Annotated in this window: 12 protein-coding genes; 7 read left to right on the top strand and 5 right to left on the bottom strand. The window is 58.2% G+C overall.

The window, feature by feature from the left end:
* The first annotated feature begins 177 nt into the window (after positions 1-177).
* Positions 178-1,503, top strand: coding sequence for an MFS transporter (locus FHW04_RS05045; protein WP_031377395.1), 1,326 nt, complete (start codon positions 178-180; stop codon positions 1,501-1,503).
* A 33-nt stretch (positions 1,504-1,536) separates the two neighbouring features.
* Here the strand turns inward: FHW04_RS05045 and FHW04_RS05040 are convergent, their stop codons facing one another.
* The 4 genes from FHW04_RS05040 to FHW04_RS05025 all read right to left on the bottom strand — a co-directional run bounded on the left by FHW04_RS05040 (position 1,537) and on the right by FHW04_RS05025 (position 5,793).
* The gene (locus tag FHW04_RS05040) at positions 1,537-2,178 is read right to left on the bottom strand and encodes a DapH/DapD/GlmU-related protein (RefSeq protein WP_089561551.1); all 642 of its coding nucleotides are present in this window, start codon (positions 2,176-2,178) and stop codon (positions 1,537-1,539) included.
* Positions 2,179-2,790: 612 nt separating this feature from the next.
* A complete protein-coding gene (locus tag FHW04_RS05035) occupies positions 2,791-4,092 on the bottom strand; it encodes a PQQ-dependent sugar dehydrogenase (protein ID WP_031377393.1) in 1,302 nt (433 codons plus the stop codon).
* Positions 4,093-4,104: 12 nt separating this feature from the next.
* Positions 4,105-4,512 (bottom strand): DUF2231 domain-containing protein, encoded by a 408-nt coding sequence (locus FHW04_RS05030; protein ID WP_031377392.1) that lies wholly within the window; start codon positions 4,510-4,512, stop codon positions 4,105-4,107.
* Positions 4,513-4,677: 165 nt separating this feature from the next.
* Positions 4,678-5,793, bottom strand: coding sequence for an ABC transporter substrate-binding protein (locus FHW04_RS05025; protein ID WP_089561550.1), 1,116 nt, complete (start codon positions 5,791-5,793; stop codon positions 4,678-4,680).
* Positions 5,794-6,202: 409 nt separating this feature from the next.
* Between FHW04_RS05025 and FHW04_RS05020 the strand changes: the two genes are divergently transcribed.
* From FHW04_RS05020 to FHW04_RS04995, 6 genes are all read left to right on the top strand, one after another.
* Positions 6,203-7,357: a mandelate racemase family protein gene (locus FHW04_RS05020; RefSeq protein WP_031377389.1), complete on the top strand. Its 1,155-nt coding sequence runs from the start codon at positions 6,203-6,205 to the stop codon at positions 7,355-7,357.
* 136 nt (positions 7,358-7,493) lie between these two features.
* Positions 7,494-9,125, top strand: a complete 1,632-nt coding sequence (locus tag FHW04_RS05015) for an ABC transporter substrate-binding protein (RefSeq protein WP_089561549.1) — start codon at positions 7,494-7,496, stop codon at positions 9,123-9,125.
* A complete protein-coding gene (locus FHW04_RS05010; protein ID WP_031377993.1) occupies positions 9,122-10,153 on the top strand; it encodes an ABC transporter permease in 1,032 nt (343 codons plus the stop codon). The genes FHW04_RS05015 and FHW04_RS05010 overlap by 4 nt, the downstream gene beginning before the upstream one ends.
* Positions 10,150-11,055: an ABC transporter permease gene (locus tag FHW04_RS05005; protein WP_046288324.1), complete on the top strand. Its 906-nt coding sequence runs from the start codon at positions 10,150-10,152 to the stop codon at positions 11,053-11,055. Before FHW04_RS05010 ends, FHW04_RS05005 begins: the two co-directional genes overlap by 4 nt.
* Positions 11,027-11,893 (top strand): ABC transporter ATP-binding protein, encoded by an 867-nt coding sequence (locus FHW04_RS05000; protein ID WP_089561588.1) that lies wholly within the window; start codon positions 11,027-11,029, stop codon positions 11,891-11,893. Before FHW04_RS05005 ends, FHW04_RS05000 begins: the two co-directional genes overlap by 29 nt.
* 9 nt (positions 11,894-11,902) lie before the next feature.
* Positions 11,903-12,667 carry an ABC transporter ATP-binding protein gene (locus FHW04_RS04995; protein WP_089561548.1) on the top strand — a complete coding sequence of 255 codons (765 nt, stop codon included), beginning with the start codon at positions 11,903-11,905 and terminating at the stop codon, positions 12,665-12,667.
* Between the two features lie 246 nt (positions 12,668-12,913).
* On the opposite strand, the gene FHW04_RS04990 is transcribed toward FHW04_RS04995, so the two are convergent.
* A complete protein-coding gene (locus FHW04_RS04990; RefSeq protein ID WP_128088256.1) occupies positions 12,914-14,854 on the bottom strand; it encodes a methyl-accepting chemotaxis protein in 1,941 nt (646 codons plus the stop codon).
* Positions 14,855-15,051 lie beyond the last annotated feature (197 nt).

Genomic DNA, 15,051 nt, shown 5'->3' with positions numbered 1-15,051 from the left:
CTGCACCGGATTGATGCGCAGGCGAATAATTAGCCGGGTAATTCTTCATCACGGCTCGCCAGTCAGGCGGGCCGCAGCGCCTGCTCCCGCGGCTCCCTCCGCCTTTTCAGCCCTGTCCGCGTTTCCGGCACTCATTTTGCTTCATCGATCCTGTTAACCCCATTCAGGAGAAGTGAGATGAAGGCCAGCCGTTACCGTTACACCATATTTTCACTGTTGTTCCTGATCGCCCTGATCAACTACATCGACCGCGGCGCGCTGTCGTTTGCCGCCAACGCGATTGCCACCGAGTACCACTTCAGTAAAGTTCAGCTGGGTGCTGTGCTGGGCTACTTTGGCTTCGGCTATCTGTTTGGTTCACTGTGCGGCGGCTTTCTTGCCGATCGTATCGGCACCAAAAAGGTCTGGTTACTGGCGGGCGTACTCTGGTCGCTGCTGGAAATCGCTACCGCCTGGGCCGGTGAACTGGGTATGGCGCTGTTTGGCGGTTCCGCCATTATGGGCTTTGCCGCCCTGCGCATCCTGTTTGGCTTCTCGGAAGGTCCCGCCTACGCGCTGATGAACAAGGCGATTGCGCACTGGGCGCCGGATAACGAACGCGGCTTTGCGCTCGGCATTGGCCTGCTCTCGACCCAGGTTGGCGCGTTGCTGACCGCGCCAATTGCGGTCGGGCTGCTGCTGCTGACCGGTGACTGGCGGATGATGTTTATTCTGCTGGGCGTGTTTTCGCTGCTGGCGATGGCGCTGTTTGCCCGCACCTTCAGTGACGGTCCGGAGAGCAGTCCCGCCACCAGCGCCGCAGAACGCAAGCTGATCCTTGACGGCCAGCGTCAGCGTGCGGCCGATGGCGTGGCGCTGCCGTGGTGGCGCTTCTTCACCAGCCGCACTCTGGTATGCAACGCGCTGGGCTACTTCTCCTTCCTCTACATCACCTTTACCCTGGTGACGTGGATGCCAAAATACCTGCAGGATAATTTCCATTACGACCTGCATTCGCTGTGGTACGTGGCGATGATCCCGTGGAGTGGTGCCTGCCTGACCGTGCTGCTGGGCGGGCGCATCGCCGATACCCTGCTGGCCCGTTTCAATAACCTGCGGCTGGCGCGCAACCTGTTCGCCGCGGTCACGCTGTGCGGCACCGCCTGTTGCTTTATGGCGATCCCTTACGTGTCATCAGCCGCCGGGATTATTGCCCTGATGACGCTGGGTAATGCGCTCAACGCGCTGGTGAATAACGTCTACTGGTCAGTGGTGATTGACGTCACCCCGAAAGCCTCGGTCGGCACCTACAGCGGCATGACGCTGGCGATTGCCAATCTGGCCGCGATTATCTCGCCGATGTTATGCGGCTGGCTGGCGGAATATTACGGCTACAACGCGATGTTTACCGTCACCGCGCTGATTGCGTTTGGCAGTATGCTGGCGATGACTCTGCTGCAACCGGAAAAACCGCTGGTCGCTGATACCGCGTCGTCTGAGGTGGCGGAGACGTCGGTGGCGTGATCGTCGTCGCCCCGGTTCGCGCCGGGGCGATCGTTATGCGCTCCGCAAATCGTGACGATCGCAGAACAGTTCAATATCGCCCTGCTGAAAATCCGCCAAGTTAGCCAGCAGTTTCTCCAGTGGCCAGTCCCACCAGGCAATACGCTGCAGCCGGGCGGCAATCGCCGGGGTAAACCGCAGCCGCAGCGGCCTGGCCGGTACGCCGCCGACCACGCTGTAAGCCGCCACATCCCTGGTCACCACCGCACCTGCCGCCAGTACCGCCCCATCGCCAATGGTGACGCCGGGCAGCACGATAACCCCGTGGCCAATCCAGACATCGTGACCGATGGTCACCCGATCGGCACGCCGCGCGGCATAGAAACCGCCATCGCGCTGGGCGTCAGGGTGGTAATACTCCGGGCAGTAGGTGAAGCGATGCTGAGAGGCGCGATCCATCGGATGATTAGGCGCGCCGATGCGCACCTGATTAGCGATGGCGCAGAAGCGGCCAATCTGACTATCGGCGATGCTGCAATGCTCCCCGACGTAAGAGAAGTCCCCCAGCTCGCAATATTCCAGCGTGCTGTGGGCCAGAATTTCACACTGCTGGCCGATGCGGGTTTCACGCAGGCGCACACTCTCATCAATCCGGGTGTGCTGGAGTCTGGCGGGCATAAGGGTGGCAACTGACATAACACTCCCAATCGCGAAAGGTAACGCCAGGCTGGCGTCACGCTGTCGCGCCACTCTACCCGGCCAGCATGACAGGCAATTGACAGCGAAAAAAGGCGGAGTGGTTAGCCCCGCCTTGATTCAAGTTCCGGTTAACCTGCGTGACCGGTCAGTTGCATAAGGGCAACGATGATCTGCAAGATGACCCGGATGAGATCCAGAATCAGCTTAGTCAGTTCCATCACTTTCCTTCTCCTTTAACAGGAGCGCGCTGTTCGGCAACCGAGGCTTTGACTCTACCCGCCGGGCGCCTAAGCACATCTTTGTGGAGAGGGCTGAGCGGCACTCATGGTTAAAGCCACAGGCCAGCACCACCTGATGCCTGCCGGGATTTTGGAAACCGTGCCCCTGGGAGCGGCCAGTCGACAATGAGGCTTCGCTCAACACCCAACACATGTATAAACATACAGTATTTTGGCGAAACTTGAAATCCTTAGCCGCACATTTTACAATCTGCTGTGTGGAGAGTGCTGAGCACCTCGTTCGCAGCGCGGTTACCAGCCGGGTAGCGAACAAAAAAATAAAGGATTTGGCATTACGCCAAATCCTTTTTTTATGCCCGTCATAAACCGGTTAGTTGGCGGCGCTGATCCGCCAGACGGTATTGCCGGCATCATCGGCGATTAATACGCCGCCCTGCTGATCGCTGGCCAGGCCAACCGGCAGACCCCGCACCTGCTTCTCATCCTCCGTCAGAAAACCTGATACCACCGTCTGTGGCTGCCCGACCGGCTTGCCGTTTTCAAACTTCACCCACACCACTTTGTAGCCGTTGAGCGGCGTGCGGTTCCAGCTGCCGTGCTCACTGATAAAGGCACCCCCGCGATACTGCGGCATGTTATCGGCGCTGTAAAACAGCAGTCCGAGCGGCGCGACGTGCGAGCTGAGCGCGTAATCCGGTTTTATCGCCTGCTCAACCAGGTCAGGACGCTGCGGTTCGGCACGGGTATCGACATGCTGACCATAGTAGCTGTAGGGCCAGCCGTAGAAGCCTTTATCCTGCACCGAGGTCAGATAGTCTGGCACCAGATCGGAACCGATTTCGTCACGTTCGTTGACAATGGCCCACAGTTTGCCGCTTTGCGGCTCCCACTGTAAGCCGGTCGGATTGCGCAGCCCGCTGGCGTAGATACGACTGGCACCGCTGGCAGCGTCCACTTCCAGCACCGCTGCCCGCCGGTATTCGGCCCCGATGCCGTTTTCGGTAACGTTACTGTTGGAGCCGACGCCGACGTACAGTTTGCTGCCGTCCGGGCTGGCTAACAGCGATTTAGTCCAGTGGTGGTTAATCGGCCCGCCCGGCAGTTCGGTCACCTCTTCCGGCGCGGTGCGGATTTCGGTTTCCCCTTCGCGATACGGGAATTTCACCAGGCTATCAGCATTGGCGACGTAGAGCGTGTTACCAATCAGCTGCATACCAAACGGCGAATGCAGGTTTTCGATAAAGCGATGCTGCTCCCATTTACCGTTGACGTTACGCAGCAGCGTGATGCGGTTGCCACCGGCACCGCCTTTGCCTGAGGCTTTCTGCACGATGCCCATAATCAGCTGTTTAGGTCGGGTGGTCGGCTTTGCCGGCCCGTTTGATTCCGCTACCAGCACATCGTTATTCGGTAACACATAGACCTGGCGCGGATGCTGCAGATTCTCGGCGATTTTCTCGATTTTCAGCCCCTGCGCCACTTTTGGCATTTCGCCCGCTTTCCACGGCGTGCCTTCCGGCACCTGCATTGGCGGCATAAAGAAGTTCTGCGCCTGCGGCAGTTCCGGGTTGGGTCCAATCTGCTTCTGCGGATCGACCAGCGCGCCATCATCACAGCCCACCAGCAGGGCTGTCAGGGTGAGCGCCAGGATAGATTTATGCTGCATTTTCATGGTGGCTCCTCCTTAAGCGCTACGCTGACGTAACGCAAGTTGCACATTCGCCAGCAGCAGCAGCGCCACCACCAGCGTGGAAAGCGTTACGCCAAGCGGGATCACAGCGGCAGCGTCGCGACTGTGGATAAACGCATTGACGATAGCGATGACAATCGCCACCAGCCACAGCCAGAAATGGCTCTTTTCTGCACTGTCGCTGCCGCGGAACAGATAAACCAGCGCGATGAGTCGCGGCACAATAGCCAGCACCAGCCCCAGCGCGATCAGCCAGCCGGCGGCGTCGGTCCAGAACTGGACAAAGGTCTGGCTATAGAGGATATCGAACAGCCAGGCCGCGACAAAAAAGCCCAGCGGCACCGGCTCCAGCAGAGCGTACAGCGTCACGGCGAATGCCGATCTTCCCGAGGTATTGCGCATGTTTCTCTCCATTTCAACGATGAATGTGGATCAGGCCAGACGTCAGGCTGCCAGTAGCAACCGATCTCGCGCCTGTAAAAGATTAGTAAACATGAAGAAAAGCGAAGGGTTAATTCGGCAGGAAGTGAAAATCAGGGCGGTGACCGCCGGGTCACCGCCTGGGGATCAGGACTTATCGGCGGGCAGCGTCACCCAGTAGCCGGGCTGATACGGCAGCGGCAGGAACTGCTGATAAAACTCACGGAAGGTCGCGTCCGGATCGAGATCGGCAAACAGATCGGGATGCAGCCATTTGGCCAGCGCCTGAATCGCAACAAACTGATACGGGCTGTCATAGAACTGATGCCAGATGGCGTGCGCGTTGCCGTTGTGCGCCACCGGCAGGGTTTTGAACGCGTCACGCATCATCAGGGCTTTCAGCCGTGCGCTGGCGTCTGTCAGGTTGGCACCCGGACCGACGCCGACCCACTTACCGACGGTGTTGTAGTTCTTCCAGTTGGCACCGGTCACCACCACCACATCCGGCTGGCTGGCAATGATCTGCTCCGGGTTAACCGTGCCAAACGTGCCGGGGATCAGATCCTTCGCGATGTTGCGTCCGCCGGCCATCTCCACCATCTGACCAAAGTTTTCATTACCAAAGGACATGCAGCACTCATCGCTGTAGCCGCCGGCCCGATCAATCATCACTTTTGGCCGGTAGCCGCTAAAGTTCGCCAGCTTCGAGGTCACCCGGTCAATCTGCTGCTGACGAAAACGAATAATCGCCTGCGCCCGCTCCGGCTTGTTCAGCAGTTCGCCCATGATGTGGATGCTTTTCTCTGCATTAACAAACGGCGATTCACGGAAATCGATAAACACCACCGGGACGCCAACAGCCTGAAGCTTCTCGATCAGCTTGCCTTCGTCAGTTGCCGCTTTCGATTCGAGGTTCATCAGCACCAGATCGGGCTTCAGGGTGAGCGCCTGCTCAACGTTGAAAGTGCCATCTTTTGCGCCGCCAAAGGTCGGCAACTGTTTAATCTGCGGATAGCGCTGCTCATAAGCCTGGTAACCGTCCCAGTCCGCTTTAGGAAAATCATCGCGCCAGCCGATCACCCGCTTAAACGGCGCATCGGTATCAAACGCTGCCAGCAGGTAAATCTGCCGTCCCTCACCCAGAATGATGCGTTTTGCCTCCTGCGGCACCTCGACCTGGCGTCCGGCCACATCGGTAATGGTTTTGGCCGAAGCCATCCCTGTCAGCGTGATTAGCCCCAGCGCTAAAAGCCATTTTTTCATAGTCAAAGTCCACAGTAATGATAATGAGAATTATTAATATAAAGCGGCGTTACTATCACCTAAAAACAGAATCGGGGGAAGTGATGGCGCGAAATGTTTTTCCGCTGGGTCGCAGCGCAGCAGAGCCTGCGCAATCGCCGGGTTTGAGGTTTGAGGTTTGAGGTTTGAGGTTTGGGCTTCGCACAGAGCTATCGACAAGCACGCTACGACCTGCGGCAAGCGGCTGTGTTACTGCTCACAAAATGGTCAACATTCGTGAATATGCTCACAACGCCCTGGGCGATTGCACACATATTAGCCAGCAAGATGCGCCCTTTGGCTAATGCGTTAATAAAATGTTACGGCTAGATTGAAAAATGAAACGACGTTTTAATATTTTGTCAGGATAGTCAGCCACAGGAGCTTAGCCGTGAAGATTAGCGCGATTGATGTCACTCTCTTTACCTATCCGACCCAACGCTGTAGCGACAGCGCCGGGCATTCCCATCCCGGTCCGGAAAATGAGGCGCAGATGGCGCTGCTCACCCTGACCAGCGAGGACGGTGACTGCGGTTACGCCTTTGCCCCGCCCGAAGTCATCCGTTCGCACGTGGTTAATGCCTTCTTCCGTAAAGTGCTGATCGGCCAGAACGCCTTTGATCGTGAGCGTTTATGGCAGGATCTGGTGCACTGGCAGCGCGGCAGCGCCCATCAGCTTACCGAACGGGCGCTCTCAGCGGTGGAACAGGCGCTGTGGGACCTGATTGGCCGCAAACTTAACCAGCCGGTACATAAGCTGCTGGGCGGCTATCGCGAAAAGATCCCGGCCTACGGCAGCACCATGTGCGGCGATGAGCTGCATGGCGGACTCTCAACCCCGGATGAATATGCGCAGTTCGCTGAAAAACTGGTGGCGCGCGGTTATCAGGCGATAAAGCTGCACACCTGGATGCCGCCAGTGTCGTTTGCGCCCAGCCCGGCGATGGATATCAAAGCCTGCGCCGCAGTGCGCGAAGCGGTGGGTCCGGATATCGCGCTGATGCTGGATGGCTATCACTGGTACAGCCGCAGCGATGCGCTGACCATTGGCAAGGCGCTGGAGAAGCTCAACTTCGCCTGGTTTGAAGAGCCGATGGAGGAGGAAAGCATGGCCTCTTACGCCTGGCTGGCGGACAACCTGTCGATTGACGTGCTCGGCCCGGAGAGTCTCGGCGGCAAGCATCACAGCCGCGCTGACTGGGTGCGAGCCGGAGCCTGCGACATTCTGCGTGCCGGGGCCAACGGCGTCGGCGGCATCTCAGCCACCCTCAAAGTGGCTAACCTCGCCGAGGCGTTCGGCATGGACTGTGAAGTTCACGGCAACGGCGCTGCCAGCCTGGCGGTGGTCGGGGCGATCCGTAACTGCCGCTGGTATGAGCGCGGTCTGCTGCATCCGTTCCTCGATTACGACACGCCGCCAGCCTATCTCAACAGCCTGGTCGACCCAATGGACCCACAGGGTTTTGTCACCCTGCCGACCCGCGCCGGGCTTGGCGAGGACATTAACTTTAGCTGGATCGAGACCCATACGCTGAATCGCTGGTAAGTCGCGATCGTCCCCTACAGCAAACGATAATAATTCCGAATCGCCACCGGCTTAACGCCACCCTGACCGCCCTGCGGTCAGCGGGCAGACAGGCTGAAAGACGATCGGGCAACCTCTGACCTGCCGGACCCGACTTATGAAACTGTTTCAATCGTGTGGCAGCTGGCTGATCGCGCTGCTGCTGCTGACGGGCAGCCCCGCGCTGCAGGCACAAACCCCTGACGATCAGCTGATCGTCGGTATGAACATGAATAATCTGCTCACCCTTGATCCGGCCGCCATGACCGGCAATGAGGTAGTGGGCATCGTGGTCAACCTGTATGACGGACTGGTTGAACTCAACCCGAAAAAGCTGACCGAGGTACGTCCGGCGCTGGCTGAACGCTGGGCAGTCAGTGCGGATAACAGCACCCTGACCTTTCATCTGCGTGACAATGTCACCTTCCATTCCGGCAATCCGCTGACCAGCGAGGATGTGATCTGGTCAATGCGGCGGGTGCTGCACCTCAACCTGGCGCAGGCCTCGGTGTGGAAATCCTACGGTTTCAGCCGCGACAACGTTGACCGGATGATCACCGCTCCCGACGCCCGCACTGTCGTGATCACTCTGCCAAAACCCAACGATCCACAGCTGGTGATCTACTCGCTGGCGGCGCTTGGCAGCATGGTGGTGCTGGATCGCAAAACGGTGCAGCAGCATGAGGTCAACGGTGACTGGGGCAACCGCTGGCTCAGCACCCACGAAGCCGGTTCCGGCCCGTTCCGGCTGGATATCTGGCAGGCCAAAGATGTGCTGCGCATGAGCCGCTCGGCCGGCTACTGGCGCGGTGAAGCGAAAATGTCGCGGGTGGTGTTCCGCCATCTGCAGGAGTCGCAGACCCTGCGCCTGATGATGGAGAAAGGCGACCTCGATATCGCCAGCAACATGTCGATTCCCGACGTGCGCGCGCTGCGCCACGATCCCGACCTCACCATTGATGCAGTGCGGCGAGGCACGATCTACTACCTGGCGATGAGCATGAAGGACCCGCATTTTAACGACAGCCGGGTACGTGAAGCGGTGCGCTATCTGGTCGATTATCAGGGGATCAATAAGAGCCTGATGACCGGCTATGGCGAACTGCATCAGCGGCCAATTCAGGCGGGGATGCCCGTCACGCTGCCTGATCCCGGTTACCGACTGGACGTGCCACGCGCCCGGGCGCTGCTGGCCGAGGCGGGCTATCCGGACGGCTTCGACACCTCGCTGCGGGTGCTGGCCGATCAGCCGTTCCTGAATATCGCCATCGCCATTCAGTCGACGCTGCTGCAGGCCGGCATTCGCGCCCGCATCATCACCGGCACCGGTAACCAGATCTACGGTGCGATGCGTGACCGTCAGTTCAGCCTGCTGGTCGGACGCGGCGGTAGCGGCGTGGAGCCCCATCCTCATTCCAGCCTGCGCTCGCTGGTCTATAACCCGAACAATGCCGACAGCGCCCGTCTGACTAATTTCCAGGGCTGGCGCACCGGTTTTTACGATGCGCAGCTCAACAGCATGATCGATCGCGCGCTGGTGGAACGCGACAGCGCCAGACAACAGCAGGCGTACTTCGCTATTCAGCAACGCTACGACCAGCTGGTACCGGCGCTGATGCCGATCTCCCAGATGCTTGATTCGGTGGTGGTTAACAACCGGGTGCAGGATTATCAGCCACACCCTTCGGCAACCACCTTTCTGCGCGACGTCTGGAAAACGCCGGATAGCCTGGCAGGAGGACCCCAATGACCCTGACGTTTACCCGCAGCCACTGTCGCCGCATCAGCAAACGCGGCTTGCAGGTGCTGATCACCCTCGCAGGTCTGCTGATGCTGACCTTCTTTATCGGGCGGGTTATGCCGCTCGATCCGGTGCTGGCGATTGTCGGGCCAGATGCCGATCAGGCCACCTATCAGCAGGTTTACCACCAGCTCGGTTTTGATAAGCCGCTGTGGGTGCAGTTTGGCCTCTACCTTAATGCGCTGCTGCACGGCGATCTCGGCCATGCGCTGCTGACCGGCCAGCCGGTGGTCAACGATATCCTGCGCGTCTTCCCGGCGACGGTGGAACTGGCAACGCTGGCAATTGTGATCGGAGCCGGTCTCGGCGTGCCGCTCGGGGTGCTGGCTGCTGCCCGCCGCAACAGCGTGATCGATTATCTGGTGCGGATGATCAGCCTGGCCGGTTATTCAACGCCGATTTTCTGGGTCGGGATGATGGGTCTGCTGCTGTTTTATGCCCATCTCGGCTGGGTCGGCGGCGCGGGCCGGGTGGATTTCAGCCTTGATGGCATCGTGCCACGCCGCAGCGGCTTTATGCTGATCGACGCGCTGCTGGCCGGTAACAGTCAGGTGTTCTGGAATGCGCTGAATCACCTGGTGTTGCCCGCTTCCCTGCTGGGCTTTCATTCGCTGGCCTACATCAGCCGCATGACGCGCAGCTTTATGCTGGCGCAGCTGTCACAGGAGTTCATCCTCACCGCCCGGGTAAAAGGTTTAACCGAGTGGCAGGTGATCTGGCAGCACGCCTTCCGCAATATTCTGGTGCAGCTGCTGACCGTGGTGGCGCTGGCCTACGGTTCGCTGCTGGAGGGCGCGGTGCTGATTGAAACCGTCTTCTCATGGCCGGGCTTTGGTTCCTATCTGACCGGCAGCCTGATGCTGGGCGATATGAACGCGGTGATGGGCTGCGTACTGGTGGTTGGCCTGATTTTCGTGCTGCTTAACCTGCTCTCCGACCTGCTCTATCAGGTGTTCGATCCGAGGACCAAAGTATGACCCTTTCCTTTGATGCACCGGCTGCCAGCCCCACCCGTGAGCGACTGGCGCGCTGTCGCCGTTTCGCTGCCCGCAGCGGTCACTTTATCTGGCGCATGGCCCGTAATCCGCTGACCGCCATCGGCGGCGGCATTGTGTTGCTGCTCTGCATTGTGGCGCTGTTTGCCCCGTGGATCGCACCGTATCATCCGCTGATTCAGGATCTGAATAATGCGCTCTCGCCGCCGGGTGCCGCCCACTGGTTCGGTACCGATGAGTTTGGCCGCGACATCTTCAGCCGTCTGGTGTGGGGCGCTCGCATCACTCTGTATATCGTGCTGCTGGTGTCGGTGACCGTCGGACCGCTCGGCCTGCTGCTCGGTGTCACCGCCGGCTATTTTGGCGGCTGGGTCGACAGCGTGCTGATGCGGGTCACCGACATTTTTATCTCGTTTCCCAGCCTGGTACTGGCGCTGGCGTTTGTCGCCGCGCTGGGGCCGGGACTGGAACATGTGGTGATCGCCATTACCCTCACCGCCTGGCCGCCGATTGCCCGTCTGGCGCGGGCAGAAACCCTGTCGCTGCGTCAGGCTGATTTTATCTCTGCGGTGCGTTTACAGGGTGCCTCGCCGCTGCGGGTGCTGTGGAAGCACATCATCCCGCTCTGCCTGCCGTCGGTGATTATCCGCATCACCATGAACATGGCGGGCATTATCCTCACCGCCGCCGGACTCGGCTTTCTCGGGCTGGGCGCGCAGCCGCCCGATCCGGAATGGGGCGCGATGATCGCCAGCGGCCGCACCTACATGCTGGAGTGCTGGTGGGTGGTTACCGTACCTGGTCTGGCGATTCTGATTAACAGTCTGGCATTCAACTTTTTAGGAGATGGCCTACGTGACCTGCTCGATCCCCGCAGTGAGTAACGCCACGCCGTTGCTCGACGTGCGCGATTTGCACGTAAATTTTGTTAACGGACGCCAGAGCACCCCGGCAGTACGCGGCGTCTCGTTTCAGCTTGGTCAGGAGAAGCTGGCGATAGTCGGTGAATCCGGCTCCGGTAAATCTACCGTCGGTCGGGCGCTGCTGCAGTTACTGCCGTCGAAGGCGCGGGTTGAGGCCAGCCGGATGCAGTTTGGCACTGTCGATTTGTTACACGCCAGCCCGGCCCGGATGCGTGAAATCCGCGGCAAACGGATATCGATGATCATGCAGGACCCGAAATATTCGCTTAATCCGGTGGTGCGGGTCGGCGAACAGATCGCTGAGGCGTGGCGCAGCCACCATCGCGGCCAGCATGCCGCCGCCCGTCAGCGGGCGCTGGCGATGCTGGAGGAGGTGCAGATCCGCGATCCTGAGCGGGTTTATCAGCTCTATCCGCATGAAATTTCCGGTGGTCAGGGGCAGCGCGTGATGATTGCCATGATGCTGATTACCGAGCCGGAACTGGTGATAGCCGATGAACCGACCTCGGCACTGGATGTTTCGGTGCGGCTGCAGGTGCTGACGCTGCTGGATGAGCTGGTGAAGGCGCGCGGGCTGGGGCTGATTTTTATCAGCCACGATATCAACCTGGTGCGCAGTTTTTGCGACCGGGTGCTGGTGATGTATGCCGGTCGGGTGGTGGAGTCGCTGGCCGCCAGTGAACTGGATCGTGCGCAGCATCCCTACACCCAGGGCCTGATGGCCGCGCTGCCCGACATCGATCACCGTCGCAGTCGCCTGCCGGTGTTACAACGTCACGCAAGCTGGTTAACCGAATAAGGAGTGACGATGATTGAAGTGAACAACCTTAACCTCAGTTTTGGCGACGAGAACGCCCGTAATCAGGTGCTGTTCGACGTTAATCTGCGGGTCAACCCGGGCGAAATTTTTGGCCTGGTCGGCGAGTCAGGTTCGGGCAAAACCACGGTGCTGAAGTGCCTGGCCGGCCTGTTTAATCACTGGCAAGGTTCGCTGTCGATTGATGGCGAGCCGCTGGCGCATCGCATCAACCGGGCGCGCTGCCGACGGGTGCAGATGGTCTTTCAGGACCCTTACGGGTCGCTGCATCCGCGTCACACCATCGGCGACATCCTGGAAGAACCGTTACAGATTCAGGGCATCGGTCAGCGCCAGCAGCGGGTGATTGCCATGCTGGAAAAGGTTGGCCTGAACCGTGCCTGGCTGACCCGCTATCCCCATCAGTTGTCGGGCGGACAGCGTCAGCGGGTGGCGATCGCCAGGGCGCTGATACTGCAGCCGACGGTGCTGCTGCTGGATGAACCGACCTCGGCGCTCGACGTTTCGGTGCAGGCGGAGATCCTCAACCTGCTGAGCGATCTGCAGCAGCAGGACAACCTGACCTATCTGATGGTGACGCACGACCTGGGCGTAGTGGCACATCTATGCCATCGCGTTGCGGTGATGCAACAGGGAAAAGTGCTGGAGACGCTGGATGTGCCAACGCTGGTGGGCAATCAGGCGAGCGTGGCCTATACCCGGATGCTGGTGGAGGCCAGCCGACACGCAGCGCCAGCGCGGGTGCAGACGCACTAAATGGGTGTTAACGCCGGATACGCCGCAGCGTTTCCAGACCGCACAACCGATCACGACCTAAACGCTAGCGCGGCAAAATTAACACGCCGCGTTGCGTTGCGTTAAGTAGACGATGTTGCGGGCAGTCCCTGCACCTGAGGCGCGTTGCCGGGACGATCGCGGGCAGTAATTATGCCTGCACCACTTAACGCGCCTGGCCCGGACAGAAGCCGGGACATTTATCCGGGCCAGACGCTATTCCGCCGCTTATTCAACGATAAACTTGTCCACCAGACTGCTCATCGCTTCGGATTGGTCATGCAGCCGATGACTGCTGGTCGCGGCCTCGGCAACCATACTCACATTCTGATCGGTCACCTGGCCCATCTGGTTTAGCGCCAGATGAATTTGCGCAATGCCAGACGACTGTTCAGCTGAAGCATTCGCAATATCATCAATAAACTGCTTCATCTGCTCCGCATTTCCCACCACGCTACGCAGAATCTGCTCAGAGGAAAGTACCCTTTCCGCGCCCTCTTCAATCTTATTGATATTCTGAGCAATCAGTTTCTGAATCATATCGGCTTCATTTGCGCACAGCCGCGATAAGTTGCGGACTTCGGCGGCAACCACGGTAAACCCCTTCCCTAAGTCACCCGCCCGGGCTGCTTCGACGGCGGCGTTTAACGCCAGCAGGTTGGTCTGGGAAGAGATGTTGTTGATGGACGACACAATCCCGGCAATCTGCTCACTGAAGGTCCGAATCTCCTGCATAGAAAGGTTAGCCTCGCCCACACTCTTACTGGCCGACTCAACATGGTCGACCATATTCCTGGCTAACGTTTCTACACGTCGGGCGTTATCCGAGTTTTGCTCTATGGCGGTAGAAATCTGCTCGATACTGGCCGCCGTCTCTGTCAGAGAAGCCGCCTGCTCTTCGGTTCGCTTGGCCAGCTCATCATTTCCTGAGGCTATTTCTGAACTGACCTGGCGCACAACCGCTGCATTATTTTTAATTTCCAGCACCATCGACTGAATATTTTCAATCGAATGATTATAAAACTTATTTAATAGCGATATTTCATCGGTTCCCCGGACTGCCAGACGCTGGGTCAAATCGCCGTCCATATTCTCAATAATATTAATGGCAGAGCGCAGTTGTGAATTGATGGTCCGAATAACCAGCCATGCCACCAGCGCCGACGTGAGAAAAGCCGTCAGGCAGATAAATAAAAATACCATCTCCTCACGACTGGCCTGTTTATAGTTGTCGCGCGCCGCGTATTTAATATCCCTGTTAATGCTTTTTTCAATATCGTGCAGTGCTTCAATACGCTGTGATTGCGCCTCGTACCACTCTCTTGGGCTAATCTGCCAATCGCCACTCTCCGCCTGATTCAGCGCGGTGTTGCGCAGCGATAACGCCTGAGTGAAATTCGGGGAAAGCGAGGTCTGGGTAAACAGTGCTGCCTGTTCCGGGGTGGCTTTCATCAGAAAATAGTGCTGCCAGACCGCCTGGCCCGCTACCAGCGCGTTCAGCGCCGCTAACTGCCCGGGCTGAAAGCGGTTCAGCACAAAGACGCCGGACATAAACGCCCGCTCGCTGCCCATCAGATTTTTTAAATTCAGCAGAGCGTAATAAGCGCCAAGCTGGCGGGCAATTCCGCCGTTCTGAACCAGCCTGTCGCTTTTACCAATAACGTCAAGCAGCGTGCTGATAGACTCATTGTAAAATTTTATGCCGGCGGCAGCGGAGACGCGGAAATTAAGCACATCCTCACGCACCGTTTTCAGCTGCTGCGATCGTTGCTCATTATAATCAAGTAACGCAATTTTTTGCCGGGCCAGGTCCGTGCGCTTTTTTTGCTCCTCCAGGTCGGCGGAAAACTCTTTTCCTTTACTCACCAGAAATCCCGAGGTTAATCCCCGCTCTTTTTGCAATTCATTAATTAATCCGCCGACCGCCTGTGCTAGCTGTACCTGTTGTTCAACCGCCCACATCTGCTTTTTTAGTTGATATTTCCCATAAACACTGCTGTAACTCAGCCATATTGTCGTGACGACCAGCGGTAATAATAACAGCAGCAACTTCTGTTTAAGCGAGGTCCGATATAACAAGCACATATGGGTTATCCCTTTGTTTAGTATATTAAATAATATAATCGGTCGGAACCGCGATCGCTTAATACCTCTAAAGAGGTATGCCACATGAGAGCTTTTCCCATTTATCAATCAGTTACTGCTCACTAAAAACTCTCAGCCCGGTGCTGGCTGGCATCACAGCCATAACGCCGCAATCACCGTTAGCCGAAACCGGTTAACACTCTTTTGAGATTTTTTTATATCGGTTGCGGTAAAAAGCCGCGATCAGCGGGGAAACAGGCAGTGAAGCATTGGTGGGATAA

The organism is Pantoea sp. AN62 (assembly GCF_050432985.1).
GTDB classification, from domain to species: domain Bacteria; phylum Pseudomonadota; class Gammaproteobacteria; order Enterobacterales; family Enterobacteriaceae; genus Pantoea; species Pantoea brenneri.
The sequence above is the reverse complement of the archived record's forward strand: the minus strand, read 5'-3'. Positions and strand labels throughout refer to the sequence as shown.